The 25,143-nt window shown below is 45.9% G+C and carries 26 protein-coding genes; 12 read left to right on the forward strand and 14 right to left on the reverse strand.

What is annotated here, in order from left to right; all coding sequences use genetic code 11:
• Nucleotides 1-552: 552 nt before the first annotated feature.
• The 4 genes from RIF36_RS23705 to RIF36_RS23720 form a co-directional block, all read right to left on the reverse strand.
• On the reverse strand, nt 553-1,044 hold the full coding sequence (locus RIF36_RS23705) for a DinB family protein (RefSeq protein ID WP_350120158.1): 492 nt from the start codon (nt 1,042-1,044) through the stop codon (nt 553-555).
• 129 nt (nt 1,045-1,173) lie between these two features.
• Nucleotides 1,174-1,716: a hypothetical protein gene (locus tag RIF36_RS23710; RefSeq protein ID WP_350085206.1), complete on the reverse strand. Its 543-nt coding sequence runs from the start codon at nt 1,714-1,716 to the stop codon at nt 1,174-1,176.
• Nucleotides 1,717-1,778: 62 nt separating this feature from the next.
• Nucleotides 1,779-2,531: an SH3 domain-containing protein gene (locus RIF36_RS23715; protein WP_350120155.1), complete on the reverse strand. Its 753-nt coding sequence runs from the start codon at nt 2,529-2,531 to the stop codon at nt 1,779-1,781.
• Between the two features lie 270 nt (nt 2,532-2,801).
• Nucleotides 2,802-4,997 carry a DUF5916 domain-containing protein gene (locus RIF36_RS23720; RefSeq protein WP_350120152.1) on the reverse strand — a complete coding sequence of 732 codons (2,196 nt, stop codon included), beginning with the start codon at nt 4,995-4,997 and terminating at the stop codon, nt 2,802-2,804.
• 555 nt (nt 4,998-5,552) lie between these two features.
• On the opposite strand from RIF36_RS23720, the gene RIF36_RS23725 reads away from it, so the two are divergent.
• From RIF36_RS23725 to RIF36_RS23735, 3 genes are read left to right on the forward strand one after another with little or no spacing between them, the layout of a single operon-like run.
• Nucleotides 5,553-7,289 (forward strand): sensor histidine kinase, encoded by a 1,737-nt coding sequence (locus RIF36_RS23725; protein WP_350120149.1) that lies wholly within the window; start codon nt 5,553-5,555, stop codon nt 7,287-7,289.
• The gene (locus RIF36_RS23730; RefSeq protein WP_350085217.1) at nt 7,279-7,731 is read left to right on the forward strand and encodes a response regulator; all 453 of its coding nucleotides are present in this window, start codon (nt 7,279-7,281) and stop codon (nt 7,729-7,731) included. Before RIF36_RS23725 ends, RIF36_RS23730 begins: the two co-directional genes overlap by 11 nt.
• On the forward strand, nt 7,728-8,846 hold the full coding sequence (locus RIF36_RS23735; RefSeq protein ID WP_350120146.1) for a sensor histidine kinase: 1,119 nt from the start codon (nt 7,728-7,730) through the stop codon (nt 8,844-8,846). Before RIF36_RS23730 ends, RIF36_RS23735 begins: the two co-directional genes overlap by 4 nt.
• Here RIF36_RS23735 and RIF36_RS23740 read toward each other — a convergent pair.
• The 6 genes from RIF36_RS23740 to RIF36_RS23770 all read right to left on the reverse strand — a co-directional run bounded on the left by RIF36_RS23740 (nt 8,834) and on the right by RIF36_RS23770 (nt 12,094).
• The gene (locus tag RIF36_RS23740; protein WP_350120143.1) at nt 8,834-9,733 is read right to left on the reverse strand and encodes an SPL family radical SAM protein; all 900 of its coding nucleotides are present in this window, start codon (nt 9,731-9,733) and stop codon (nt 8,834-8,836) included. The two genes, RIF36_RS23735 and RIF36_RS23740, sit on opposite strands and share 13 nt — an antisense overlap.
• Before the next feature lie 88 nt (nt 9,734-9,821).
• Nucleotides 9,822-10,535, reverse strand: a complete 714-nt coding sequence (locus RIF36_RS23745; RefSeq protein WP_317490196.1) for a cell division ATP-binding protein FtsE — start codon at nt 10,533-10,535, stop codon at nt 9,822-9,824.
• A gap of 2 nt (nt 10,536-10,537) precedes the next feature.
• On the reverse strand, nt 10,538-10,741 hold the full coding sequence (locus tag RIF36_RS23750; RefSeq protein WP_152000535.1) for a fructose-6-phosphate aldolase: 204 nt from the start codon (nt 10,739-10,741) through the stop codon (nt 10,538-10,540).
• 45 nt (nt 10,742-10,786) lie between these two features.
• On the reverse strand, nt 10,787-11,443 hold the full coding sequence (fsa, locus tag RIF36_RS23755; RefSeq protein ID WP_350072172.1) for a fructose-6-phosphate aldolase: 657 nt from the start codon (nt 11,441-11,443) through the stop codon (nt 10,787-10,789).
• A 228-nt stretch (nt 11,444-11,671) separates the two neighbouring features.
• On the reverse strand, nt 11,672-11,905 hold the full coding sequence (locus RIF36_RS23765) for a hypothetical protein (protein ID WP_350072173.1): 234 nt from the start codon (nt 11,903-11,905) through the stop codon (nt 11,672-11,674).
• 27 nt (nt 11,906-11,932) lie between these two features.
• Nucleotides 11,933-12,094 (reverse strand): hypothetical protein, encoded by a 162-nt coding sequence (locus RIF36_RS23770; RefSeq protein ID WP_350072174.1) that lies wholly within the window; start codon nt 12,092-12,094, stop codon nt 11,933-11,935.
• An 84-nt stretch (nt 12,095-12,178) separates the two neighbouring features.
• Between RIF36_RS23770 and RIF36_RS23775 the strand changes: the two genes are divergently transcribed.
• Nucleotides 12,179-12,730: a GNAT family N-acetyltransferase gene (locus RIF36_RS23775; protein WP_350120140.1), complete on the forward strand. Its 552-nt coding sequence runs from the start codon at nt 12,179-12,181 to the stop codon at nt 12,728-12,730.
• Here the strand turns inward: RIF36_RS23775 and RIF36_RS23780 are convergent.
• Both RIF36_RS23780 and RIF36_RS23785 read right to left on the reverse strand, forming a co-directional pair.
• The gene (locus RIF36_RS23780) at nt 12,716-13,192 is read right to left on the reverse strand and encodes a hypothetical protein (RefSeq protein ID WP_350120137.1); all 477 of its coding nucleotides are present in this window, start codon (nt 13,190-13,192) and stop codon (nt 12,716-12,718) included. The two genes, RIF36_RS23775 and RIF36_RS23780, sit on opposite strands and share 15 nt — an antisense overlap.
• A 50-nt stretch (nt 13,193-13,242) precedes the next feature.
• Nucleotides 13,243-13,836, reverse strand: a complete 594-nt coding sequence (locus RIF36_RS23785) for a PepSY domain-containing protein (protein WP_350085232.1) — start codon at nt 13,834-13,836, stop codon at nt 13,243-13,245.
• A gap of 121 nt (nt 13,837-13,957) precedes the next feature.
• On the opposite strand from RIF36_RS23785, the gene RIF36_RS23790 reads away from it, so the two are divergent.
• The 5 genes from RIF36_RS23790 (at nt 13,958) to RIF36_RS23810 (ending at nt 18,757) form a co-directional block, all read left to right on the forward strand.
• Nucleotides 13,958-14,146 (forward strand): 30S ribosomal protein THX, encoded by a 189-nt coding sequence (locus tag RIF36_RS23790; protein WP_350149686.1) that lies wholly within the window; start codon nt 13,958-13,960, stop codon nt 14,144-14,146.
• Nucleotides 14,147-14,236: 90 nt separating this feature from the next.
• Entirely contained in the window at nt 14,237-14,965 is a 729-nt protein-coding gene (locus tag RIF36_RS23795; protein WP_350120134.1) for a porin family protein, read from the forward strand.
• A gap of 274 nt (nt 14,966-15,239) precedes the next feature.
• Entirely contained in the window at nt 15,240-15,500 is a 261-nt protein-coding gene (locus RIF36_RS23800) for a hypothetical protein (RefSeq protein ID WP_152000516.1), read from the forward strand.
• Between the two features lie 242 nt (nt 15,501-15,742).
• Nucleotides 15,743-17,665, forward strand: coding sequence for an ATP-binding protein (locus RIF36_RS23805; RefSeq protein WP_350120131.1), 1,923 nt, complete (start codon nt 15,743-15,745; stop codon nt 17,663-17,665).
• 6 nt (nt 17,666-17,671) lie between these two features.
• Nucleotides 17,672-18,757 carry an alkaline phosphatase gene (locus RIF36_RS23810; protein WP_350120128.1) on the forward strand — a complete coding sequence of 362 codons (1,086 nt, stop codon included), beginning with the start codon at nt 17,672-17,674 and terminating at the stop codon, nt 18,755-18,757.
• Between the two features lie 65 nt (nt 18,758-18,822).
• On the opposite strand, the gene RIF36_RS23815 is transcribed toward RIF36_RS23810, so the two are convergent.
• Nucleotides 18,823-19,665 (reverse strand): T9SS type B sorting domain-containing protein, encoded by an 843-nt coding sequence (locus RIF36_RS23815; protein ID WP_350072180.1) that lies wholly within the window; start codon nt 19,663-19,665, stop codon nt 18,823-18,825.
• Nucleotides 19,666-19,749: 84 nt separating this feature from the next.
• Nucleotides 19,750-21,030 (reverse strand): aminotransferase class V-fold PLP-dependent enzyme, encoded by a 1,281-nt coding sequence (locus RIF36_RS23820; RefSeq protein ID WP_350120125.1) that lies wholly within the window; start codon nt 21,028-21,030, stop codon nt 19,750-19,752.
• Nucleotides 21,031-21,260: 230 nt separating this feature from the next.
• Here RIF36_RS23820 and RIF36_RS23825 point away from each other — a divergent pair, with 230 nt between their 5' ends.
• The 3 genes from RIF36_RS23825 (at nt 21,261) to RIF36_RS23835 (ending at nt 25,097) form a co-directional block, all read left to right on the forward strand.
• Nucleotides 21,261-21,959 carry a hypothetical protein gene (locus RIF36_RS23825; RefSeq protein ID WP_350120123.1) on the forward strand — a complete coding sequence of 233 codons (699 nt, stop codon included), beginning with the start codon at nt 21,261-21,263 and terminating at the stop codon, nt 21,957-21,959.
• 167 nt (nt 21,960-22,126) lie between these two features.
• A complete protein-coding gene (locus RIF36_RS23830) occupies nt 22,127-22,450 on the forward strand; it encodes a PadR family transcriptional regulator (protein WP_350120120.1) in 324 nt (107 codons plus the stop codon).
• A gap of 55 nt (nt 22,451-22,505) precedes the next feature.
• Nucleotides 22,506-25,097 carry an ABC transporter permease gene (locus tag RIF36_RS23835; RefSeq protein WP_350120117.1) on the forward strand — a complete coding sequence of 864 codons (2,592 nt, stop codon included), beginning with the start codon at nt 22,506-22,508 and terminating at the stop codon, nt 25,095-25,097.
• Nucleotides 25,098-25,143 lie beyond the last annotated feature (46 nt).

Here is a 25,143-nt window from a genome sequence, read left to right on the forward strand (position 1 = left end):
ACGATGTGGATGCTTTCAGAAAAGTGTTTAAGAGGTTTACCGATTTGTCGCCCATCGACTACAAGAGACGGTTTGCCTGATATTTGTGTAGCTGAGGTTCGCTGATTTCGACTTTCCTGCTGGTCAATTCATCGGCTAGCTAAAGGAGGACAAATAAAAAACCCCGCATCAAAATGACACGGGGTTTACCTGTGCTGCCAACTTGTTTTTAGAGTAATTCCGCTTTTGTCTTGGTCTGATCATCGGTTTTTCTTACGCCAGTCCCAATTCCGGCCGCCTTCCGGCATAAGTTCCTGTATCAGGATTTTGACTGAATAAGGGAACATTTATTTTTCCACAATTTTTAACTGCTCGGGGTAGTAGAACAGCAAAGCGACAACGATTAAATATTCCCGATAACGAGTTTTCACAAGACTGGTGGTGTTTACCGGCAACTAAAATAAGGTAAGTTCACCCTCGAATTTCAGTAAATGAGGAACTGCCTGAAATAGATGAGTATTCGTGGCATGGTAGTGATTTGGCACGAAGATAGCTTTGCCCAGAGGAGTTGTATTACAAGCCTGCTCTGGTTTGTGACACCCACTTGGGTGCGTCATCAATTGTCTGGCGGAGGAGTAGGTTTAGCTGAGCTGCGTGGTGCTGCACATGTCGCATATTATAGAGAAGCATCTCAAAAACCGAATAGTTCTTATAGTCGTCTGCCCAACGATGCCCGGCAATGTCCTCCGTCAGGCTAATGACCAGTGTACGGCATTTTTTCCGGCTGGCTTCCAAATAGTCAAGCAGCTCTTCTTTGCTGTACACCCTGTCGGGCATGGCACCATTCGGGTCAAACTCTGAGAGCGTAAATGGAGGAGTGGGCAAAAATTGTTTTGGGTCGAGTGTGAGGTAGTAGTCGAGATAGAACAGACAGTGATAGGCCATGTACCAGAATTTGGTGTCGGTATCCCATTGCTCAGCAGGGCACATTTTTAGCGCATTTTCAAGCATGTCGATGCTGGCACCGAGCTGCTTCCATAAAGTTTCTCTCATTGACTCTTTCATTTCCGCAGACTTGTTTTCCGTGAACCAAGGTGCAACGGCCCTGGCATTTGACAAGGTTCTAAGGTACGAAGGATGTTTTATTTGCCATCGGCTTCCCTCTTGCGAAATGCTCCAACGTTGAACGTATTTTTACTTCTCAATTGCTATCCTAAAACAATTCCCCTTCCTTGTCAGCAACCCATTGTCACTTGCTGATGTGTAGCTGGCTATTTCATTTCCAAACCTCTCGTAGAAACCAAACGACTTTGGGTGGCTGGAGCTAAGGTAGATGTCCGTGAAGCTCAGCTTTCCATAGTAGGGTATGATAACCTCTTTCAGCCATCGCTGCCCAATGCCCTGGCCCTGCTCCATGATATGGAAGTATTTGAGGATAAGAGATTTTTCGGGCTCCGGTATCGGATACCTCGATTCAATAGTTGCCAGCTCGCCATGCACCATAAAAAGAGCGCCCTTCAGTTCTTCGCCCTTCATCAGTAAGTGTGAATCTACCCCCAGGGTCGCTTTTTTTTGCAGTTGATTAAAAAAACGGGTAGCATGGGTCAGCTCATTGTAGTCGTCCCAGTCGTTGGCAAGTTTCCATTGTACATAGTGCCCTGTTGGGGCCAGGAATTCAGAATGGAATACCTTGCTGAGGAGAAACGACCAGTCGCCTGAGGTGTACAGTGTTTGCATAACACCACAAAAGAAGTAAATATATGGTTCGCCCGGTAGAGCGAACCATGCAAAAGCGGGGATTAGTGCTGCGCAGCCACACTGTCGGCCGGTTCAGCCATTGGGTCAATATTCATTCCTTCCAGCTCGCCCTCCAGCCTGGGAATAAACGTGGAGCCAGAGAAGTCAGGGTTGTTTACAATGTCGGAAATGGCCTGCTTTCTCTTTTCCATGTCCTTTTCGTTCAGTGCGATCCTGCCAAATTTGGCGGCTGCAATGTCAACAGGCTTTGGCGACAAGTTTTCTTTTTTTACCCAGCCTGTTTCTATCCAGGTGCCCTCGTTACGTTTGCCCACAACTTCCGCCCAGTCGTCCTGCAGGCTTTTTATGGCTACAATATCCATTTGGGCGAAGCTTTTGTCGGACTTGGTGAGCAGGTCGGGCCTTTTATAAATAGACACATCATCGGTGAACACAGCGGCCATGCCTCCCTCAATCACCAGCAGGCTTTGTGCCCAGCCTTCTTTGCCATCAGCCAGGCTCACCTTGGCATAGGCCCGGTTGTTGTCGCTGGAGTCAACAGCAGACTCTCTCAGCAGGGTTAGCGTTTCACCGATACTAATAGAGGTGATGTACTTGCTTTTCGAGTTAGGCTCAGCCCTTACGGAGAGGTTGTCCCACACGCATACCGCAGCAAGTGGTTGGGCACCTGCTTCGCTTTCGTCGGTACTAGCCTCACCTTCCATCGCCGTATCACCGGTGGCGGAAGTTTTTTCTGTTTGTGAGCATGCTGTCAGGAGAAAGGTTGACAGAAAAAAGAATGCTATCTTTTTCATAGTGAGGTTGGTTTGGTTGTAGTAGTTAGATAATTATTTCTTCAAAATAGGAATAATAAAGATGTAATGAATCATCTATTTCAAAAAAATCCACATGGAAACTACAGCCAGATCAACTGGATTGAAATACTTGCGCTACGATGATTCCCTGTAAAGGCAGTGAGAATAGAATGCAAAAACGAAAGCATTGCGATCTGACGCAGCCGAATAGTTTCAAAAACTAGAAGGTTATAAAATTAAAACCGACGTGACATTCGACTTTTTTTGTCTTTAAATATTCCACCAGTAAGTAAACTTCAGCACAATGGCTCTGTTCTTTACATTGAACAGCCCCGACTCATAGGGCGTTGGCAGGTAATTGTCGGTATACACTATGAACAAGTCGGAGGCCGGCGCATAGCGCCACTGTATCCTGGCATTCAGGTTCACATTGTCCTGTTGATCGTTGTACTGCAAAAAGCCCGTGAGATAGAGCTTGTTAGTCATAGTCACGTCGAGGCGTGGGCCAATCAGCCAGAAGTTGGTAGTGTTCCATGGCTCGTCCATCACTATCTTGTTGTAGCTCGAGCTTAGGGCTATGCTTACATAGGGCTGGAACCGGTAGCCAATATCGGTGGTAAAGTTGAATCTTGTGCCGTCGTTATAGTAGCCGCCATAGCGGGTGCTGAACCCGTAGGTGAAAACACTTTGTGGCCGACTGCTAAACTCTGTGCCCCACGAAGCCCAATTGTGCTTGCTGCCTGTTTGCAGGCTGTCCTTGCCGGAGTTAGTAGGGTCAAAGGGAAACAACAGTTCCACATAGTCATAACCCCGCCACACTGTAAACCTCTCCTGCTTTCTGAAAACGAAATTGTAGCTACCGAAGGTAGTGTTGTCGGTCAGATAGAAATCCGGTTTAAACACCGTGTATGTGCCAAGCGTAGGGCCATGGCTGAGCAGCAGCTTGCCTTTTGGAAAGAAGTTGTAGCTCACCTGGGGCGACAGTCTTACGAAGTTTTTGCGGGGCACATAGCCTGCCTCTGCAGTGAAGTTTTTGCCCACATATTCGTGCTGCCAGGCAACGGTCAGTTTTCTGCCAGCGTATTGCAGGTTAGCTGCCTGAGTGAAGTCCTGCCCTTTCACGTCGGGGCTAAACGACTTAAGGAAGAGTGCCTTGCCGGTCAGCTTGTTGTTTGACGTGGCCAGGTTGTATTCCAGGCCCATGTTGCGGTTGTACTGCGAGTAAACCGGCTTATCTGAGTTGAGGTCAGGCGTGTAGTTGATCGACTCTTTGTTCACAAACAGGAAGCCTATATTGGAGCGGGCGAAGACCCTGCGTTGCACTGCCATCACGGCAAAATTCTGTGAAGGGAGGGCTGTCTTTTCCACCTTTCCTGTTTGCATGTCCATCAATCCTACCCGCCAGTTTCGGTTAATTCTTCCGCTGAGTCTGGCACCAAACTGAATAGGTACTCCCAGCCCAACTCGCCGGGAAAAGAAGGGGCGAATGGAGGAGTAGCCAAAATTGGCAAAGAGGTCGCCGTTTTCCAGAAAAAACTGTCGTCGTTCGGGAAAAAATAACTCAAACCGATCAAGGTTGGTCACTTGTCTGTCTACATCCACCTGCGAGAAGTCGGGGTTGATAGTCAGGTCCAGATTGAGGGAGGAAGTGAGGGCAATTTTAGCGTCAGCTCCCACGTCGCCGGTCACGTCGGCATCGGTGCCTTCTTGGTAATTTTTGGCCACACGACCCAATGTGTAGGGAATCACCGAGATGTTGGGGCCCGCTGCTGGTGGCGGCTGGTCCCAAACGAGTATGCCGGTGTAAGCCAGCGAAGCACTTGGAAACTGCCGTGGTACAGGTGCCCAGCTCGACTTCTCGGTCGTTTTCAGGTCGAGGCGACTGAAGTTGATGCCCCAGTTGGTAATACCATTTTTGTATCGGATGCTTTTGAACGGCACGGCCATTTCGAAGACGTAGCGGTCGTCGTAATTTTTTACCGCCGAGGTCCATTTGTTGTCCCAGCTGAGGTCCACCGAGCCCCCGTTGTACATAATCCCATCCCATTGTGCACCTGCTGCATTGGTGCCAAAACTGAAGCCATTGGTTTGATCGTCGAACGGATCCATAAACAGCAGGAAGTTGTCGTTTTTTCCGAAGCTGAAATCTCTTCGCAGCGACTCCACATAGTACGGGCCTTCTATTGGACCATGAAAGCAAGTGGCGACAAGATAAAGGGTGTGGTCGTTGTAGGTCATGCGCACGTCGGTGCGCACCCTGGCAAAGCTGGTATCCATGGGCAGGATACTAAAGAAGTCGGTAGCGACGTCCGCATCTAGCCAGGCCTGCTCGTCCATGGCACCGTCGATAACTATTGGTGAAGATGCCTTTTTAATGTGGAGCTTGTAGTCTTCATTTTTTTTTTGAGCAAAGGTGACAGGCCGTGTTAAAATCAACAGCGTCACCAGGAGTAAAAAATGCTTCACGTAGTAGGAGTATTGTTTAAGAGGTTCCGGCAAAAGTAAAACCTTATTTTAAGTTTTGAACAACGGATATGACCAACGGCCATAAGTCAGTTGATTGCGGAGTAGAGAGGGCTTTCACTTTGCATAAAGACTAACTAGTGCCACATCTTTTTCAGAGCCATTGAGTCTACTGGCATTGGCCATTTTTAGCTGAAAAGAGGCTGACTTTGTTTTAAAGTAAAAAGAAAGACTATGACTTTTTATGTAAAAAATTACCGGCATTAGTGGGCAGTATTCAAGATTAAGGAGTGAAACGCATCGTCTTAATTGATGGGTGGTTGGAACTTGTTTCTGTAAATCCTGTAGATTTATAACAGGTTCAAAATGCAATTTCACATTTTTTGTCTGATAATATTTATCTTATTTGTTGGTATTTTACAATTTTTATTATAAATAATTGCCTCATATCACTTTTAGTCAACTTTTGGTGGTATGGAACAGCTTTACGAAAGATTAATAATTCGGATAAAATAACAGAAAAATAGGCTGTGGCATCAGATTCATTCGACAGCCTTTATGAGAAGAAAAATGCTATCGGAAGTTGACAAACGTATTATTGGGGGTTTTGCGACGGCTTTTTTGCTTCTGGTTGTCACCATGTTCTTTTCCTACCGGAATATGTCGCAGTTTCGTTCCATCACCTTTGAAGTATCGCACACACACGAAGTGCTTTTTCAAATTGAAGAGATTTATTCAAATCTGCTTGAAATTGAATCGAGTCGGCGGGGCTTTCTGATCTATGGAAATAAATCCTTTGAAGACACCTACAAACAAAGGAGCAAGGACATTGCCATACACCTGGATAGCTTGGAAAAGTTGGTAGCCGACAATGCCAGGCAGCTCCAAAGTTTAGATACATTGGGACAGCTAATAGCGCAAAAGATTGCATTGGGAACCGTGGAAAGTGCGGGTATTCAACAACTTCCAGCTCCGCCAAATCGAAATTCATTGACAGGCAAACAACTTACTGATGCCATCAGACGGATATCGGAGGGTATGAAGAGCAATGAAAGAGATTTACTAGGCAAACGGGTAGGTCTTGCAAATGCCGCCAACCGCCAGTTTTACCAATTGTATGTCGCCTTTGGGTTGATTATTCTGGTGATCATCGTGATCGCATTGTATATTTTTCGGGGTCGGATGAAGGAGCGTCAGCTTGCTGAAAATGTGCTCAGACAACGCTCGGAAGAAATAAAGGACCTGTACGATAATGCCCCCTGTGGTTATCATTCTCTTGACGAAAGGGGTGATTTTATTGAGATAAACAACACGCTGCTAAGCTGGCTCGGCTACAGCAAGGAAGAGGTATTACACAAGAAGAATTTCTCAGATTTTCTGAAAGAAGAGGAGAGAGAGGTTTTCAGATCGAATTTCCAATTATTCAAAGCCGGCGGTCGGGCAGATGCTGTTGAGTTTGAGCTTGTTAGAAGCGATGGTACTTCTTTTCCAGCTATATTGAATGCAACGGCTGTAGTTGACGAGAACGGAAAATTTATTAAGGACCGTGCTTCTACCTTCGATATCACAGCCAGAAAGCTGGCGGAAGACAAGGCTCATTTTTTGAACGCTGAGTTGGAAGCCTTCAGTTACTCCGTGTCACACGACTTACGGGCTCCGTTGCGGTCAATTGATAGTTATACGAAAATTATTGCGGAGGAGTACAATGACAAACTTGACGACGAAGGTAAAAGACTGATCAGTATCGTGATGCGAAACGCCGCCCGGATGTCTCGTCTTATCGACGATTTACTGGACTTTTCACGCCTCGGCCGGAAGGAGCTGATCAAGTCTACCTTTAACATGAAATTGCTGGTGCAAAGTGTGCTGGAAGAAATGGAGGTACGGAACGATGATCCCAAGGTTTTCTTGAAAAATGAGATAGAGCTTGACGCCTGGGGGGATAAAAAAACTATAAAGCAGGTTTGGTACAACCTTATTTCAAATGCCATCAAATACTCCTCCAAACTTCACCGGGCTGAGTTAGCCTTTGGCTGTTATTCCGAATTACACCGGCAGGTGTACTTTATAAAGGACACCGGCGTAGGTTTTGATATGGCCTACTACGATAAACTGTTCGCAGTTTTCCAACGGCTGCATAGCCCAAAGGAATATGCCGGCACCGGTGTAGGGCTGGCTTTGAGCCATCGAATTGTTACCAGACATGGGGGAGAGATATGGGCAGAATCTATTCCTGACAAGGGATCAACATTTTACTTCAGTTTACCGACAAAAAATATGAAAGATGATATCTGAAACAGAAGGGGAACGCTACATGGTGATTGTAGATGACAGCGAAGAAGATGCTGAGCTCACTACCAGGGTGCTCAAATCCGGAAAGTTGATCACGAGTGTCGTGCATTTCTCTGATGGAGCGGCAGCTCTGGACTATTTCTTTTCAGCTTCATTCAGCCGGCCACCTGTTCTTGTGTTGCTGGATCTGGACATGCCAAAAGTGGGTGGGCTGGAAGTTTTACGAAAGATAAAACAAGACGAACTCAAAAAGCACATCCCTATCGTGATCATGTCATCTTGTGGAGACGATAGCGTGGTTCGGGAGTCTTACGCTCTTGGCGTAAATGGTTTTGTAAGGAAACACGTGCAGTTTGAGAAATTCAAACAAGAGATGCTTTATGTTGGAGATTTCTGGCTAAGAACCAACTACTATCCGGCCAATCCAAACCTAACTGACCAATGAACAAGCCCAGTTCTTTGCGAATATTGATCCTGGAGGATTTTGAAGAGGATGCTGATCTCTTAAAGATAAATCTTAAGAGACAAGGTGTAGTGTTTGAAGACGTTATCGTAGACAACAGGGATGATTATGTAACCCAACTGATTGACTTCAAACCGGACTTGGTGCTGTCCGATCACCTGCTTCCTCAGTTTGATTCTACCGAGGCGCTCAAAATTTGCAGGGAGGAGATGGGAGATATACCCTTCATACTCGTGACTGGTACGGTATCGGAAGAGTTCGCAGTGTTGTGCCTCAAGCAGGGTGCCGACGATTACATACTTAAGAGTAATCTGGCACGCCTTTCTTCGGCTATTTACAATGCCATTAATCAAAAGGAAGGAGAAAGAAAGCGCAGGGAAGCCGAGGCCAACTTGAAAAAGCAGAACCGGCAACTGAAGAAAATCAACGGAGAGTTGGATAGCTTTGTTTATAGGGTATCACACAATCTCAGGGCACCGCTTACCTCAGTACTGGGTCTTATACAGCTATCGAAGCTAAACGGAGTGTCTCAATCTGAAGTAGAAAAATACCTAAGCTTGATGGAACAAAGCGTAGTGAAGCTTGACAATACTGTACGAGGTATACTTGATTATTCACAAAATACCCGCAAAACGCTTGAGTATGTGGCAGTCGATCTTGATAAGGTTATTACTGAAAGCATATTCAATTTCAGGTACCTGGAGAGATTTGAATCAATAGACATTTTGAAGGACATCAAACAAGATGTTCCCTTTCATTCTGATGCGCTGAGGCTCACTTTTATCTTTGACAATCTTATATCCAATGCCATCAAGTTTTCAAGAAAGCTAACGGATGAGCCTCGCTTTATAAAAATAAGGGCCACAGTGGATGAGAAGAAGGCCATTGTTTCTGTGGAGGACAATGGAGAGGGTATTGATCCAGAGTACCGCAACCAGGTATTCAATATGTTCTTTAAAACATCGGAGTCTGGTGCTGGGCTTGGTTTGTATATAGTGAAGGAAACTGTCGGTCGGCTTAATGGAAACATAACTTTGGATTCGGAGCCTGGTAAGGGCACTAAACTGACCATCCAAATCCCGAATCACGCAGATTGAAAAACAATGCGATCAGGCAGGCCATACATTGCCGCCAATTCTACCATTTTTTTATTGAGCGCTTCCGTGTAGTATTTGGGCATTTCGTTTTGGTGTTCAAAGAAGCGCTGGTACTTTTCGTTGAGGTGTGGAAAGTGCGCTGCTATGGCTTTCATGACAAGCACCTTGCTGTCGGCAGCATCATTACCAAACAGGGTCAGGCTGGCTGGCATTACGTATTTGGCTCCCACCCTTTGAAAACTGCTCATCATCTCGTGAAGGTGTTCGCCGGTATCAGACAGGTAGGGTAATAGAGGCATGAGGCTTACACCTGCATGAAATTGCCTGCTCAGGCAGTCGCTGAGGGTGAGCAGCCTTTTCGAAGGGGGTGTTGCTCCCGGTTCAAAAATATGTGCGAGCTGGTCACTAACTGTCGAGAATGAAAAGGTAATCAGCAGGCCCGAGGGAGCTTTGTCTTTGAGGTCATCAGGCAAAATAGCCTTGCTTTTTATTTCCTGTAGCAAATCAAAATCTCTGGAGATAAGATCCGACTTGGTGATCATGTGCAGGGGAAACCTGTACTTTAGGATTACCTCAAGCAGGCTTCTGGTTACTTTGAAGGTCTTTTCTGCTTGTAAATAGGGGTCGGTTGCAGAAGAAAGCACTATGTAGCCGTACTGCCCCTTTCGGGCCCGTAGCGCCAGGGCCTTATCAAGCAGTGTCGGTGCATTTTCCTTCACAGCCAGCTTTTCCTCCATATGCGTACCGTATTTACTACCTCTGATATAGCAGTAGAGGCAGTTGAAAGAACAGCCGCTGTAGGGATTGACGGTGTAGTCGTCCAGAAACCAAGGATCACGCCTTTTGGTTTTGTTGAGGATGGTTTTTGCCTGGATAAGCTGTGGCATGGGCCCTGGAATATATTGGCAACTTCTTCTGCACGTAACTATTTGTATGCAGAAAACTAACTACTAAAAGTAAGCAATTAAGGCTTGTTTAGAAGTCCTCTGTCGAGAGGCTGAAGCTATCTTTTTTGGAGTCGAGCAATCGACCTGCCTCACATTTGAGTACCCGCCCCGGGTATTTCTTTAGAAAGGCGTGGTTGTGAGTCGCCATGAGGATGGCTGTGCCACTGTTGTTGATCTCCAGAAAAAGTTTGAAAATGCCGTCAGAAACATCTGGGTCGAGGTTACCCGTAGGCTCGTCAGCCAGCAGTATAGCAGGCTCGTTGATTAGCGCCCGGGCAATTACTACCCGCTGCTGCTCACCACCGGAAAGCTGGTGGGGCATTTTGTTGCCTACTGACCCAAGGCCTACTTTCATCAATACTTCTGACTCACGGGCCTTCATTTTGGATCGGTCAGTCCATCCAGTGGCTTTCATCACGAAGTTGAGATTTTCGGACACTGTTCTGTCGCTAAAAAGCTGGAAGTCCTGAAACACGATGCCTATTTTCCTGCGAAGGTAGGGTACTTTTGAGCTTTTGATGTTTCGGATAGAGTGACTTGCCACAGTGGCGTCGCCAAGTCTCAAAGCAAGGTCGGCATAGAGGGTTTTAAGCAACGACGATTTCCCGCTTCCTGTTCTGCCAATCAGGTAAACAAACTCACCTTTTTCAATCTCAAATGTAATGTCATTCAGCACTGTGCTGTTCTCCTGAAACACAGTAGCATTACTTATCGCAACAACGGGCTCAGAACTAAATGACATTTTCAGAGGCTTAGCTTTTGGAGCTTGCCAAAGGGCAGCTCAGTGATCAATTTTTGAAGCGCTTCTTCCTTCCCCTCCAATCCGTACTTTTCAATATTTTTCAAAGGCCTGTCGGCCCTGAAATAGGCAATAAGCACAAAATTATCATCCCTCAGCTGGATGTAGTCAGGTATTTTGGCCTTGCCCTTTACTTTAATAATATACATATCTTCAATTGTAGATGAAGATACAACTGCTGAGACACTCATTTGTTAGGAGTTGCCCTTTTTGTAGTCGGCCAGAAACTTCTCCAGACCGCTATCAGTCAACGGGTGCTTAAGCAGCGCTGTGATAACATTAAGCGGGCAGGTAACCACGTCGGCACCTATTTCAGCACATTTGATCAGGTGCATGGTGTGGCGAACCGATGCTGCCAGTATCTGAGTTTCGAAGGCATAGTTGGTATAAATCTGCACCATTTGCTCAATCAGGTCAAGGCCGTCGTGAGAGATGTCGTCAAGCCTTCCGATGAAAGGAGAAACATAGCTGGCTCCAGCCTTCGCTGCCAGAATGGCCTGGCCTGAGCTAAATACCAATGTGCAGTTGGTTCTGATGCCTTCAGCAGAAAATGCTTTGATGGCTTTCACACCGTCACGGATCATCGGCACCTTTACTACAATTTTGTCATCGATTTTGGCAAGCTCTTTTCCCTCTTTTATCATGCCTTCGAAGTCGGTGGAGATAACTTCGGCACTTACGTTGTCGTCCACAATCTTACAAATGGCTTTGTAGTGAGCCAGGATATTTTCTTTGCCTGTGATGCCTTCCTTGGCCATCAGGCTTGGGTTGGTGGTTACACCATCCAACACGCCCAGGTCGTTGGCTTCTTTGATCTCGCTAAGGTTCGCTGTATCGATGAAAAACTGCATAGTATGAGGGGTTTTAAGAATGCTTACAAAGCTAGTTAATCTCTGCTAAATTGTAAGGAGGGAAATAAAAAATGGCAAACCGAATATCGCACCGCTACAACCGCTTACCCTTGCTTCCTTCCGGACCTGGGGGATTCAGCAGGAGCTGGTCGTACCGATTTGCCGCTGCAAAGTTATGGAATTATTAATGGTAAAATCAAATAGAAAAAGAACTTTGACAGGATTGTCTTATTCTACCAGGCCTTTGAGGTACAGATTAAACTCTAGAGGACTGCCGTCTTTGAATTCATCCGCCGCCAGGTCTTCAAAAATATCTTTGTCAAATACCCTTTTGGTTTTTTCTATTTGCCCGTTGGAATGGACAATGAGTTCTGTGCCCCTGAAGCTCTCCGGGTTTACCTGAACAAGTATTTTGAAGCCTTCTAGCTCTTTTTTGAAATATTGATGGATAATGTCTTTCATACCTACAGTAAAGGTATGAAATGGAAACTACAGATCGTCTATTCTTCTGTAACTGCTGTCTCGCCTGACAGCCACATCGTAAAATGTATCGTCGTCGTCGGTGTCGTCACTGGTTACAACCACCGTCTTGTCGTAAGTGTTGTCCCACAAGTCAAAGTATAAATCGTCTAGTTCTCTTTCTGCTTCCATGTGCCATTGTTTGAAAGCAAGGTATGGCGGGCAGTTTACAACTATCGAAATTATTTTTTAATCTTAAGTGAAATATTGGTAACAATGACCGCACCTCAAGTGAAGGAACAGTTTGAGACAGAAAGATTGAAAATAAGAAAGATCGTGCCCACTGATACGCCACATGTGTTCGATACCTATGCGTCGCTTAAAAAGTCGACCAAATACATATCGTGGCCTACTCACAAGTCCGTAGAAAAAGATACCCTGCCTTTTGTAGACTATGCGCTACAAGCATGGAATGCGGGCACCGACTTCACTTACCTGATTTTTGACCTGACTGGCACCCCTGTTGGTTCAATTGGCTTTATCAATGAAAAGGGCAGAGTGTCTTTTGGCTATATTCTCGGCCCGGCCTTTTGGGGCAAAGGGTTTATTGTGGAGGTGCTAAACGAAATGCTGCCCTGGTTTGCCGCCCAGGTTTGGGTGTATCGCCTGTGGGCGTGCTGCGATGTGGACAACGTTGCTTCGAAGCGGGTGCTGGAAAAGGCTGGGCTTCAATTTGAAGGACGAATCGCCGACTGGGCTGTATTTCCTAATCAAAAATTTAAAAGCAAAGACTGTTACTTTTTTCACTATCCTTTAATGAAGAGATAGCACCTTTTCAGCGGGCTCAGTAGCATCAGAAATATTCACTTTCTCGACCAACTCATCTTCCAAAGCCGATGCCCATGTTGTCAGGTACTTCACCACATCGTCCCGATAGTTGTGGCGAAGGTTCCGTTCGGTCAGGGGAAGTTTGCCAAGCACTTCCTGGTCAGAGAGCCTTTCGAGGTGAATAAGGTCTTCCCTGTCAAGTCCTGCGCTTAACATTTCGCTGATGAGCAAGTCCATTGGCATGCCACTGGTGGGGCAGAAGTCGTTGATTTGATCCGCCCAGTCGCCATGGCCCCTCATTGCATAGGCGTGAATACTGGCCCTTGTTAGCTGAGTAATTTCCTGAGCCAGGTTGCCGCAATTACAGCTGCCCATATGACCCCACATGTAGTTGTTGCCCTTTTTTAGTTTTTCAGCCGTGCGTCGAATTGCCTGAATCAGGGCCGCATTTGCTCTAGCCATTCTCTCGTGTTTTGAGTGAAAATTTAATCATCTCCTTGAGATTTTGCTAACTATACGAGAACCTTATTTGTTTGCTTTCTCATGACTTTCGGCCCATACCAGAGCCAGAAGCCCGTGATGGTGAACACAAGAAGGGCCAGGCCAGTAACTGTGGTATATGCGAGCTTAAAGAGGCCTTTCTGCCATCCGAAGGTGTCGTCGATAATGGAACCGTCGTGGATGTGCTCAATCAAATCCGATAATCTGGTTTCGGTATGGAGCACCTCACCGGTGGTGCAGTCTATCTGAAAACTCTTGTAATGATCAGCGAAGAGGACTTTCACTATCCCCTTGTCCTGTCGAATATCAAGCCTGTCGATCACTGGGGAAAGCGAAGCATCGATAGAGTCGAGAAGATATGCCTGGGCGATCAGCGTTATTTCATTTATTGATTTCCATTCTTGTGGATCGGCTGACTGTCCGGTTCTGGTTTTGGCCAGAATCAAATCACCTGAATGCTTTTTCCACCCGAGTAGTAAGCCTGATGTGGACACAATGAAGAAGAATACAAAGAGAAATGCACCAGTTAGGCGATGCACCTTTCGGAAAACCCTCAACACCTTTGCTTGCGCTTTGCGGGATGTGTTGTTTTCGGAATTACTCATTTTAGTTTCCTTTCTGTTTCTGCGAAACTATCGGATACTGGAATTTATTCCCTCCCGGCTATGGAAATTGTGAAAGGAAGTTGTGAGTTCATGACCAGAAACCGGCAATGGTACATTCGTCGTGAAGGAACCACTAAAATTTGCTAATATTGCACTTCAACTTAAATTTGCACCGAAAAACATAACTAAAATGGGAAGAGGAGATAAAAAGACTAGAAAAGGAAAAATCACAATTGCTTCTCACGGCAATTCCAGGCCAGCTAAAGAGAAGAATGAAAAAACCAAAATCCAAAGCCCAAAAGAGTCCTAGGCTCGTTAAAGGTTTTTGGTACTTATGAATGTCTCATAGGAAAGACAATAAATCTTGCCTTTGAGACATTTTAATTTAAAAGGAATCCAAATGAGGCTTTTTCGGGTTTTCATCTTCATTGCGGCTTGTCTGTCTGGGGTTTCTGTATCTGGCCAGGAAACTGATAAAACGGCTACAGCTCCCACTGGCAGCAGCAAAGGAGGAGCATGGGGCTATTTTGGCTTGCGTGGAGGTGCGCATTTCAGTGAAGTGCTTTTCAGCGATACGTTCAGGCCTGTGAATATGCAGACGAGCTTTGTTTACGGCAAACAATATGGTGCTGTTGGAAAGCTCTTTCTGGCGGAACATGCGGGTATTCAAGTGGAAGTAAACTACATCGAGAAAGGCTATAAGCAGCTCCTCGACTCGGGTTTTTATACCACCAAAATGAATTATTTGGAAATCCCCTTGCTGATGAATGCCTATCTCGGAAAGCAAAAGACCCAATTTTTTGTGAACATGGGGCCCTACCTGGAGATATTCCTCAATCAGAAGGACGAACTGCAGGGAGTGGTGAAGGAAGGCGAAGAGTTTTATCGGTTTGATCCGAATGTTGATCGAACCATAGGTTATGGGCTGAGAGCATCGGGAGGGCTCAACAGACTATTCACCTTCGGGCTGCTACAGCTTGAAGGAGGTCTGGAGGTCACCATCAGCGATATGATTTTTTCAAACAGGCTCCTTTCTACTATCCCCGACAGCTCAAAGCACCTGGTAGGCTTTGTGTCTTTGGCCTACATGATTCCTATAGGTAAAAAGCCTGACACTGGCGGACAGTAATCCCCACGTTTTCAAATTTACATCACAACCAGAAAGAAAGCAGCATCCCCGCTATCGGTACGTGACGCTGAGTTCGTTATGGCGCCTTTTGCCGATCTTAAAAGATCCGCCCAGAGTTTTTGAAGAAAAAGAGTACCTGCAAATGGTTACGAAATCGTTTGCTGAATTAAATTTGTGTTAACATTATTTATTATTCTTTGTATATTATCTAATGAAATGATTAATTTTGTGCGTAATTAACAAAAATATCATCACTCTATTAAGCATTACTATTATGGCTACTTCGGCTAATGAGAAAATTGAGATGGCTTGCGTTGAGGCACGTGAGAAACTCGCACAACTGGGGATTGAAGAGAAAATTCAAGCGGAGCTGGACTGGGTACTTGGAAGTTTCAGGAATGACCAAAACTCGTCTGGATTGTATGAGATAGGAGCAAAGGCCTTGAAGGCACTTGTGAAATATAAAAAAGACAAACCCAAAGCCATCACCAAGAAAATGATTGATGAGCTTGAAAAAGCATTGAAAGCGAAATAAAATATTTTCTACACACAGAGCTGTTTCAATAGACAGTTGCGAATTTGGCGGTAGACCAAATGTCGGTATTTTGAAAGCGAACCTCCCTTTTAATCAGGCTCGTCAGTCAACTATCGTTGAAACAGCTTTTTCTTCACTTCCCATCCCAAGACTTCACAAACCTTTAATCACAGTTCTGTTAGGTACTGTATCATAATTGCTATTTTTGCTGTGTCAGTGATTTTAGGCGCACCCATGCTTCAATGAAAGGAAGGAAGATACTTTTTATACTATTGTTCTTGATGAGTGGGTCGGTGCCCCCCTTGTTTGGGAAACACTTTTATCAGGAACCAGCGAAACCATCTCACGATCACGTCTCGCTTGTCGACAGCATTAATCATCTTGCCAGCGTTTTTCTTAGAACTGAGCCCGATTCAGCACAAGTACTGATCACCGAAGCGCTGGAAGTTTCCCGGCAGTATGACTACACGGGAGGCGTTGCAAGGGCGTTATTTCTACAGGGCAACTACTATCAAAACAGAGGCCAGCTAGAGCTTGCTTACAGGACTTTTTACGAATCGCTTCAACTACATGAGGCTCAGAAGGATAAAAAAAGTGTTGCGGAATGTTATAATAGTATTGGCGATGTTTTCAGGAGACAAAGGAACTACAGGGAGGCAAGCAGAAACTATGATTTATCCTTTGCGTTGGCCAACGAAATAGGAGACTCGGCGCTCGTTTCGGAGAATATCAATAATTTTGGGGACGTTTTCAGAGATCAAAAAGACTACAGTTCGGCCATTCTTCGGTATAACGAAGCGCTCGAAATTGACCTAAAAATAAACAATGGCTACGGCGTAACCGATGGCTACAATAACCTGGGTGATGTGTACCTCTACCTGGAAGACTATGACCAGGCCATATCATACTACAATCGTGCACTGAGGCTGGCTGAGTCAATGAATAACCAGCTGGAGGTGGCAGACAACCTCAATAAACTCGGCCGGGCTTATGCTGCAAAAGACGATCTGGAAACTGCTTTGTTTTACTCGAAGCTGGCAGCCACGGTTAGCGGCAGAATCAGGCTTACCGAGGAGCTTATGGAAGCCTACTACAGCCTGGCGGAGGTGTACCAACGGGTGGGCAGGTATGACAAGGCACTTGAAAGCCATATGCTGTATTCCAAGTTTCAGGATTCACTGCTTGACGTCAGGTCTGTTCGCAAAATATCGGAACTACAGTTTTTGTTTGAATCGGAGCAGAAAGACAGTGAAATTCTATTAAAAGAGGCCGAACTTGAAACTCAGTCTGTTCAGCTCAAATGGCTGATTACGGCGGTAATACTGCTGATCATTTTGGCACTGGTGTTTTATAGAAACTACATTTCAAAGCAAAGAGTTAACAACAAGTTGATAGCTCAGCAGGAGGAAATCAAACACCAGACCGAAAGCCTTGAAGAAAAGAACCGACAGCTGAAGATCATCAATGAAGAAAAAAATGAGATCATTGGCATGGTGGCGCACGACCTGAGAGCCCCAATCAACCAGGTCATGTCGGTGGTTAACCTTATGCACTATGAAAAGGAAACCTTTTCCGACGATATGGTTTCCTATCTGAGTATTATGGAACGGGCTACGACGAGGATGAAATTCATGGTGAGTGAGATTCTTGATGCAGAAGCGATAGAAAACACTACTTTCAACATGGATATTGAAAATGTCGACCTGCGTGAAATTATTGAAGAGGAGAAGAAGAATTACCGGTTATATGCCGATAAGAAGAAGTTAAAACTGACTACCGAACTAGTGGGAAACCCTGCTTGCGCCAGGGTTGACAAAAATATTTACCGGAATATAATAGAAAACCTTGTTTCCAATGCGCTGAAATACTCTCCCGAAGGAAAAGAGATCAAGTTGATCCTTCGGTTTGAAGCTGACAAAGTGATCACTTCGGTGAAGGACGATGGGCCTGGGCTTAGTGATGAAGATATGAAGAGGGTTTTTGGGAAATATCAGAGGCTAAGTGCTCAGCCAACGGGAGGAGAGGAAAGCATTGGACTTGGGTTGTCGCTGGTGAAAAAATTCACGGAAGCCATGAACGGAGAGGTGTGGTGTGAAAGCACAGAAGGAAATGGTGCCGAATTTTTTGTGTCATTTGAAAAAGTAACTTCCAATTCAAACAAATAAACATCAATGTATCTAGCTAAAAGAATTCTTGTGCTGCTATTGGCAATAGTGGCATCCTGCAATCCTCCAAAGGAGGTTCCGACTCAGCCTGAGAAAAAGGCCGTGAAGAATATAATCTTCATGGTGGGCGATGGTATGGGATTAACCCAGGCAACCGCCGGTCTTGTTGCCAACAACTTTAAGCTTAATCTTGAGCGGGTGCAGTATGTGGGGCTAAGTAAAACTTTTTCCAGCGATGCACTGATAACTGACTCAGCTGCTGGTGCTACAGCTTTTTCTACTGGTGAGAAGAGCTACAATGGAGCCATTGGTGTTATGCCTGACTCCACTTCCCGAGAAACCATACTCGAAACAGCTGGCAGTAAAGGTCTGGCAAGTGGCCTGATCGCAGTTTGCACGATTACACATGCTACTCCTGGTTCCTTTTATGCCCACCAGCCTTCCCGAAACATGCATGAAGAAATTGCTTCAGATATGATTGACTCACCACTCAACTATTTTGTCGGCGGAGGGAGAAAGTATTTTGCAACCCGAAAAGACAGCACTAGCATATTGCCGGCGCTGGAGGAAAAAGGATTCAGTTTTGTTGAAAGCCTGGACGCATTCAAAAGCAGTTCGTCAGAGAAAATTGGCTATTTTATAGCCGATGGTGACCCTGCCCCTGTGGCTAAAGGCAGAGGGCCAATCTTGAGCGACGCTGTAGAAGCGATGCTACCAAAGCTTTCGAATGACCCAGAGGGCTTCTTTTTGATGGTAGAAGGTTCTCAGATTGATTGGGGTGGGCACTCCAACGACTCTGACTATATCACCTCTGAGATGATCGATTTTGACAACGCCATAGGCAAAGTGCTCGACTTTGCTGCGAAAGATGGTAACACCCTGGTGGTGATTACTGCGGATCATGAAACCGGTGGCTTCTCCATCGCTGAGGCAGAAGACCCATGGAAGTTTGAGCCCAAGTTCACTACGGGTCATCACACTGGTACTATGGTTCCTGTATACGCATTTGGTGCTGGGTCTGAAGCCTTTGCCGGCATCTACCACAACACGGAGATTTACCACAAGATGATGAAGGCCTACGGCTGGAAATAACCTAGAAAGTGTTTTGAGCTTCCGGCACATTCTGGCTGGAAGCCCAAAACATTTGCTTCAAAATGTTACTTGATAATACTCACTTCGCCTTTCCATGTCTTACCCTTTATCGAGTTGGTGAGCGTATAAAAGTAGACGCCTGACGGCCAATCTCCGCCAGCCCAATCATTTTGATAGTCTTCAGTTTCAAAAGCCATGTCGCCGTCTCTGCTCACTACCTTGAGAGAAGACAAAGGCTTGATTCCTTTGATAAAAAAATGATCATTGAATCCGTCCCCGTTAGGTGTAAAAGCCGAGGGAATAATCAGTGGTTCCTCAATCAGGTCGAAATTATCTATAAGGATATTGCCATTCGTTGCACGATTGCCTTCAGGGGTTGCTACAAAAATCAGATACCTCAAGTTTTCCATTTCAGGCCGGATTACTTCCTCAAAGTGTATCCAATCTGTGTTATCCACCAAGGGGGATTGCCATAAAAGCTCCTCTGTAAGGCAGCTTTCCGTTCCTCCGTAAACTGTCAACTTAATTGGCCGGTTCACCCATATGAAAGTGCTGTTATCATCATAACCCATGTCATCGGCATGAGCCAGGCTTACGCTGATCACATAAGGGAAGCCCGCAATCATCGGGAGGTTCAGTCTGGTTTCCATGTCCTCCCTCACTTCAAAGGGTTCGAAAGCGAGACTCCGGGTAACTATACCCATGTATGTGTTGCCATCGTCGGCTGGCAAAGTCACACCATAAGAAAAAGGTTGGGTATCCGGTGTGCTGTCGTCGGAACAGGGGTACCAGAAAGCTGGTGGTCTGTTGGGGCGGTTCGCTCCTTCAAATGATTTGTTGTTGACCAGCTGAGCCCAGCCGGTCTGTTGAAACGTACAAGCAAATAATAACAATACCAGGTTCTTCATTCAGTTAAATATCGCCTGAGGCTTTTTAATTCAATGACAATTTCTGGCTCTACACAAACACCTAAAGGTAAACAGAATTTAGCCTTATTTTGAAACTATCTTGGTCAAAGCGTCTACCAGTTTATCAAGCTCTTTAATGGTGGTATACAAATGCGGAGCAATCCTGGCGCCCTGTATATCATCGTTGTCGATAGCCACGGTAAATATCTTGTATTCGGTATAAAGGGTATCTACTAATTCATTCGGAGACATGCCTTCGACTCCCAGATTGCAAATGGCATAAGACTGGCCTTCTCCCAATGGTGTGTTAATTTTTATTTTGGGCAAACTTTTTACCTTACTCACCCAGTAGTGTTTGAGGTAGTTCAGTCGTGACGCTTTAAGCTCACTGCCAATGCTCTCGTGGAACCTGATGGCTGCTGCTATCGATAGTTGATTGGAGCATGGTTGCGTACCAAAGTGCTCCAACTTCTTGATGTCGTCTTCAGCAAAGTCAGTGTCGCCAAAAAGAGGCCAGATCTTGCCCACCTTTCCTTTTTTTACGTACAGCAGGCCGTTGCCTAACGGGGCGCACAACCATTTGTGAAGGCTACAGGCAAAATAATCGCAACCCAGTTCGGATATTTTGAATGGTAGATGGGCAAATGCGTGCGCACCGTCCACAATCACTTCGATGCCTTTTCTGTGGGCCATGGCACATATTTCCTTGATTGGCAGCACCTGGCCTGTCAGGTAGGTCATGAACGACACCAGAATCACTTTGGTCCTGCTGGTAACAGCTTTCTCCATAAGCTGCACAATTTGCTCCTGCGAATCGGGGATCAATGGAAGTGAAACAATCTTCAAGGGCGTGCCAAATCTCTTTTGTCGCTGGTCTAACGCCTGAATCATGCTTGGGTACTCTCTATTGGTATGGAGAATCTCCTCGCCCTCTTTCAACTTCAGTCCTTGAATGATGATGTTGAGAGATTCAGTGGTGTTTCTGGTCATGATGAGCTCATCGTCACCACAGCCTGCAAAGTCTGCAAGCTGCTGCCGCAATGCGTCTCTTTCCTCAAACTGCTTCCGTCTCATGTAGAAGCTTGGCGACTCATTGATCATCCGCACGTTGTCAATTTGATCTCCCAGGGTCACATTGGCAGCGGGACTAAAATAGCCAGCCTCCAGGTTGATAAAATGTGGGTTTTGCACATAACACTGCTGCACCTGGTACCAAAACGATTCGTCAGCTACGAGATCAGCCTCGGACTTGCCAGAATGTTTTTTTAATACAAGGAGGTTATTCTGCGAACCAGCCAACGGGAGAAATGCAGCACCAAGAGCCGCTTCACCAGTTTTTGTTAAGAATGATCGCCTGTCAATCATGGGTATTTTTATTCAATAAAGCAAATTCTGCCGAGGTAAGCACTGTCGTTTAGGGGTATGTTGCAGAAAGTTTGTCTTATAGTTACTTTCCAAGAAATACATAGGTTTCTTGTTTTCTGTATAAATACCACCCATGCATTAGCGGGTGGTATTTTTTATGCCCAATAGTTTCTCCAAAGACATATCTTAGCCAGCTAATATTGCGTTATATTTCAAAATATTTTTCCTATTTGAACTACATCATTATGCATCTTAACAAGCTGCTTTTTACGGCACTTCTGGCTTTTCTTTTTTCTCCAGCTTTTTCGCAATCTTTTAATGGACGAAACCTTGCAGATCACATGCTGATCAAGATAATGGATAAAAGTCTATACCAGCAGGAATATCCTGTCGATGGTTCTCCTTACTTAAATCCAGAGTTTGTAGAGGGCGAGGTGTACACCACCAAGGGGAGCTATACCGGGGTGCCGTTGCGGTACAATATTGACTCAGATGTGATTGAATTCAGTCAGAACGAAGGAGTTTATGTGCTTGACCCGGAGCCGAGGATAGAGAAAGTGGTGATAGGAAAGGATGTGCTTGTGGTGGACAAAGGAGAAGCGATAGGTAAAATGGATAACAGCTTTTACCTGCGGCTTGACAGTGGCAAGGCCCAGTTGCTGATGAAAAAAGCGGTGTCGTTCAGAGAAGCTCAGCCGGCCCAGGCCTTGCAGGCGGCGTCCACCCCGGCCAGGTACCAGAAAATGCCGGATCAATACTTTTACAAGATTGGTGATGGGGGAGTTGCTAAGATAACCAGCATAAAGAAATTGATAGCAGAGTTTCCAGACAAGCAGGAAGAGTTGAGTGCTTTTGCCAAAAAAGAAAAGATATCTCCTAAAAATGAGAAAGAGCTGGTGAGCTTTTTTGAATATTATAATTCTTTGTAGGCTGGCATAGTATATATTTCTTCCAGCCGGCCCCACTTTAATCATTGCCTCGCATTTCCTTTGCAAACAGGAAATAAATAATTCTCATATCATTTGGTTTTAGGAATCAAATGTGTTTAAATTAGATTTGGTTTTAGGAATGATATAACGAAACGATTATATACGATATGAAATTAGGCGCATTTGAAGAACTGGTATTGCTGGCAGTGGGAGCTCTTGGAGACGAGGCTTATGGCGTGACCATCAAAGAAACTTTGCAGGAGAAGCTCGGTAAGAATCCAAGCATTGGCGCCCTGCACTCCGCCTTGTACAGGTTGGAAGACAAAGGGTGCGTGACCTCCGAAGAGGGTGGTGCCACCACCGAACGTGGAGGACGCCGGAAGAAATTTTATAAGCTAACGGCGTACGGCATTACTATGCTGGAGGAAGCCAACCAGCTGCGAATGGAATTTGCCCGCCAGGTGCCAGGGCTAAACTTAAGCACGGAGTGAGTCGTGCCCACAGCGACAGATCAGATTTTTTCGCTGTCAGTTTACTCACAAGCTGGTGGCACGACTTATAGAAAAAGCCATGTCGAATAGAAAGATACATCCCCCCCGCCTCGCCGACCGCTTCCTTAAGTGGTTCTGCTCCGACGAAGTGCTGGAAACGCTTCAGGGGGATTTGTATGAGCTGTATGAGAGGCGGAGGGAGAGAAGGGGAAAGCTGCTGGCCGATATTTACTACGCATTCGACGTGCTAAGTGCACTTCGGCCATTTGCATTTGAAAGGAAAAGGTCAAACTCAAATTATACAACGATGCTTCAACATTACTTAACCATTTCGTGGCGGAACCTCAGGGTCAACCGCCTCTACTCGCTTCTTAATATATCGGGGCTGGCCGTCGGTTTAACCTGCGGCATACTTCTGCTATTGTGGATTTCGCATGAGCTGAGTTACGATACTTTCCATAAAAACCAGCCAAACATCTACCAGTTGATGCGTCATGAGGTAATGAGCGGTGAATATTTCACAGGCGATGTTACGCCTGCACCATTGGGGCCGAGCCTCAAGAGTGGCATGCCCGAAGTAATTTTTGCAACCCGTACGCTTGGGGCTGGCAAACAGCTGGTGAACGCAGGGCACGAAAACACCTATGAAGCGGTGCTTTATGCGGATCCCGATTTTTTTGACATAATGACCTTCCCGTCTGTTGCGGGGAATGCGATAGAAGCTTTAAATTCTCCCGGCAGTGTGGTCATTACCGAGCGAACTGCCAAAAAGCTATTTGAGCATACAGACCCAATAGGAAAGGCGATCACCGTTAATAATACCGACGAATTTTTGGTGGCGGCAGTTGTTCGGGATGTCCCAACCAATAGCTCGATCCGATTTGATATCGTTATTCCTTTCAGTACCTATGAGCAAAACAGAAAGCTTAAATGGGATAATAATTCCTTCCAGACATGGATAATGCTTGCTCCGGCCACGGATTTGCTTGTTTTTAATGAAAAAATAGATGGCGTGGTTGAAGAGCATTTGGACAACGAAGAGGTTCATTTGTTTGCTTTTCCCATCGAACGCCTGCACCTCTATGGCCACTTTAACAACGGAAAGCCCGATGGTGGCAAGATAGTCTTTGTGTACCTTGTAGGAGCCCTGGGAGTGTTTATTTTGTTGCTTGCCTGTGTGAACTTTATGAACCTGGCCACGGCACGTTCTGAACGGAGGGCAAAGGAAGTGGGGATCAGGAAGGTGATAGGGGCGCAACGAAGGATCATTGTTGGCCAGTTTTTAACTGAGGCAATGATGATCACTTTTTTTGGCCTGTTCTTAAGCATTGTAGCGGTCAACCTCCTGTTGCCATCATTTAATGAACTCACAGGTAAGGATCTGTCAATGTCACTGGCCAACTGGCAACTATGGTCGTCTGTGTTGGCTCTCGGCTGGGTTACCGGCATGGTGGCTGGGAGCTATCCGGCATTTTTCCTCAGTGGCTTCAAACCTGTACAGGCCGTAACGGGTCTGGGTAAAGCTGGAAAGGGAGCTTCCATTTTCCGTCGAGCGCTGGTAACGTTTCAATTTTTTGTGTCAATCTTCCTGATTATATCTACCATTGTCATTTATGTCCAACTCGACCACATTCAGGGCCGGCCACTGGGATACGACCAGGAAAACCTGATCGAACTACCGGTGCGTGGAGACATGGCCAAAGCATTTGATCTTTTTAAGAATGACCTGCTACAAGTGCAGGGCGTAACGGCGGTATCTGCCGGAGGAGATAATCTCATCAGGGTAGGCGGAGGCCTCACTGGTTTTCAGTGGCCGGGAAAGGGGCCCGACGAAGACTTCCCCATCAATATTACCTGGGTGCATTACGATTGGATTAAGGCTGCTGGCCTGGCAATGGCAGACGGCAGGGACTTCAGCCCGGCGTTTGGCGCCGACTCCCTGGCTTGTTTAGTCAACGAAACCGCCGCCAGGCGAATGAGGTTGGAACAGCCTGTGGGAACTCACCTGGGCGACAATAATTACATTGTGGGTGTGGTAAAGGATTTTGTATATAATGACCCCACCAGTGATCCAGAGCCCCTTGTAATTTACCTTGGAACTAACCGGATCAGCCATATTTTTGTGCGCTTTCAGAACGACCAGGACTGGCAGAAGAGAATTGGTCAGATTGAGGAAATATTCGGGAGCTACTTTCCGACTTATCCCTTCGAAATGCATTTCACCAAAGATGAGTATCAGAAGCGCTTTGAGGTGATTCGGTCAATGCGTGGCATGGCCATTCTTTTTAGCGGATTAGCCATCTTCATCGCCTGTCTGGGCTTGATAGGTCTTTCAGCTTACGTGGCCGAACGACGAAAAAAGGAAGTGGGTATTCGTAAAGTGCTGGGTGCCACAATTTCGAATATAAGTATCGCTCTTTCTGTGGATTTCCTTAAGCCTGTATTTTTGTCCTTTCTTCTGGCAGCGCCCCTGGCGGGATGGCTGTTTGACACGGGACTGGATGATATTGACTACAGGATAGAGCTCTCCTGGTGGATATTTGCCCTTGCCGGGGGGCTGGCTTTGTCGCTGGCACTCCTTATGGTGAGCTATCATGCTATTAAGGCGTCAACAGCCAATCCGGTAGAGTCACTTAGAACTGAGTAGCCACTGACCCCAATTTGACTATCAAGCGCTGTAAAGTTGAGATATG

This window comes from Imperialibacter sp. (assembly GCF_040222815.1).
Classification (GTDB): domain Bacteria; phylum Bacteroidota; class Bacteroidia; order Cytophagales; family Cyclobacteriaceae; genus Imperialibacter.

Excerpts from the sequence above, each read along its gene's own strand:
- RIF36_RS23705 (WP_350120158.1), bottom strand. The coding sequence starts at position 1,044 with ATGAAAGAGTCAATGAGAGAAACTTTATGGAAGCAGCTCGGTGCCAGC.
- RIF36_RS23710 (WP_350085206.1), bottom strand. The coding sequence starts at position 1,716 with ATGCAAACACTGTACACCTCAGGCGACTGGTCGTTTCTCCTCAGCAAG.
- RIF36_RS23715 (WP_350120155.1), bottom strand. The coding sequence starts at position 2,531 with ATGAAAAAGATAGCATTCTTTTTTCTGTCAACCTTTCTCCTGACAGCA.
- RIF36_RS23725 (WP_350120149.1), top strand. The coding sequence starts at position 5,553 with ATGAGAAGAAAAATGCTATCGGAAGTTGACAAACGTATTATTGGGGGT.
- RIF36_RS23730 (WP_350085217.1), top strand. The coding sequence starts at position 7,279 with ATGATATCTGAAACAGAAGGGGAACGCTACATGGTGATTGTAGATGAC.
- RIF36_RS23735 (WP_350120146.1), top strand. The coding sequence starts at position 7,728 with ATGAACAAGCCCAGTTCTTTGCGAATATTGATCCTGGAGGATTTTGAA.
- RIF36_RS23740 (WP_350120143.1), bottom strand. The coding sequence starts at position 9,733 with ATGCCACAGCTTATCCAGGCAAAAACCATCCTCAACAAAACCAAAAGG.
- RIF36_RS23745 (WP_317490196.1), bottom strand. The coding sequence starts at position 10,535 with ATGTCATTTAGTTCTGAGCCCGTTGTTGCGATAAGTAATGCTACTGTG.
- RIF36_RS23750 (WP_152000535.1), bottom strand. The coding sequence starts at position 10,741 with ATGTATATTATTAAAGTAAAGGGCAAGGCCAAAATACCTGACTACATC.
- fsa (WP_350072172.1), bottom strand. The coding sequence starts at position 11,443 with ATGCAGTTTTTCATCGATACAGCGAACCTTAGCGAGATCAAAGAAGCC.
- RIF36_RS23765 (WP_350072173.1), bottom strand. The coding sequence starts at position 11,905 with ATGAAAGACATTATCCATCAATATTTCAAAAAAGAGCTAGAAGGCTTC.
- RIF36_RS23770 (WP_350072174.1), bottom strand. The coding sequence starts at position 12,094 with ATGGAAGCAGAAAGAGAACTAGACGATTTATACTTTGACTTGTGGGAC.
- RIF36_RS23775 (WP_350120140.1), top strand. The coding sequence starts at position 12,179 with ATGACCGCACCTCAAGTGAAGGAACAGTTTGAGACAGAAAGATTGAAA.
- RIF36_RS23780 (WP_350120137.1), bottom strand. The coding sequence starts at position 13,192 with ATGGCTAGAGCAAATGCGGCCCTGATTCAGGCAATTCGACGCACGGCT.
- RIF36_RS23785 (WP_350085232.1), bottom strand. The coding sequence starts at position 13,836 with ATGAGTAATTCCGAAAACAACACATCCCGCAAAGCGCAAGCAAAGGTG.
- RIF36_RS23795 (WP_350120134.1), top strand. The coding sequence starts at position 14,237 with ATGAGGCTTTTTCGGGTTTTCATCTTCATTGCGGCTTGTCTGTCTGGG.
- RIF36_RS23800 (WP_152000516.1), top strand. The coding sequence starts at position 15,240 with ATGGCTACTTCGGCTAATGAGAAAATTGAGATGGCTTGCGTTGAGGCA.
- RIF36_RS23805 (WP_350120131.1), top strand. The coding sequence starts at position 15,743 with ATGAAAGGAAGGAAGATACTTTTTATACTATTGTTCTTGATGAGTGGG.
- RIF36_RS23810 (WP_350120128.1), top strand. The coding sequence starts at position 17,672 with ATGTATCTAGCTAAAAGAATTCTTGTGCTGCTATTGGCAATAGTGGCA.
- RIF36_RS23815 (WP_350072180.1), bottom strand. The coding sequence starts at position 19,665 with ATGAAGAACCTGGTATTGTTATTATTTGCTTGTACGTTTCAACAGACC.
- RIF36_RS23820 (WP_350120125.1), bottom strand. The coding sequence starts at position 21,030 with ATGATTGACAGGCGATCATTCTTAACAAAAACTGGTGAAGCGGCTCTT.
- RIF36_RS23830 (WP_350120120.1), top strand. The coding sequence starts at position 22,127 with ATGAAATTAGGCGCATTTGAAGAACTGGTATTGCTGGCAGTGGGAGCT.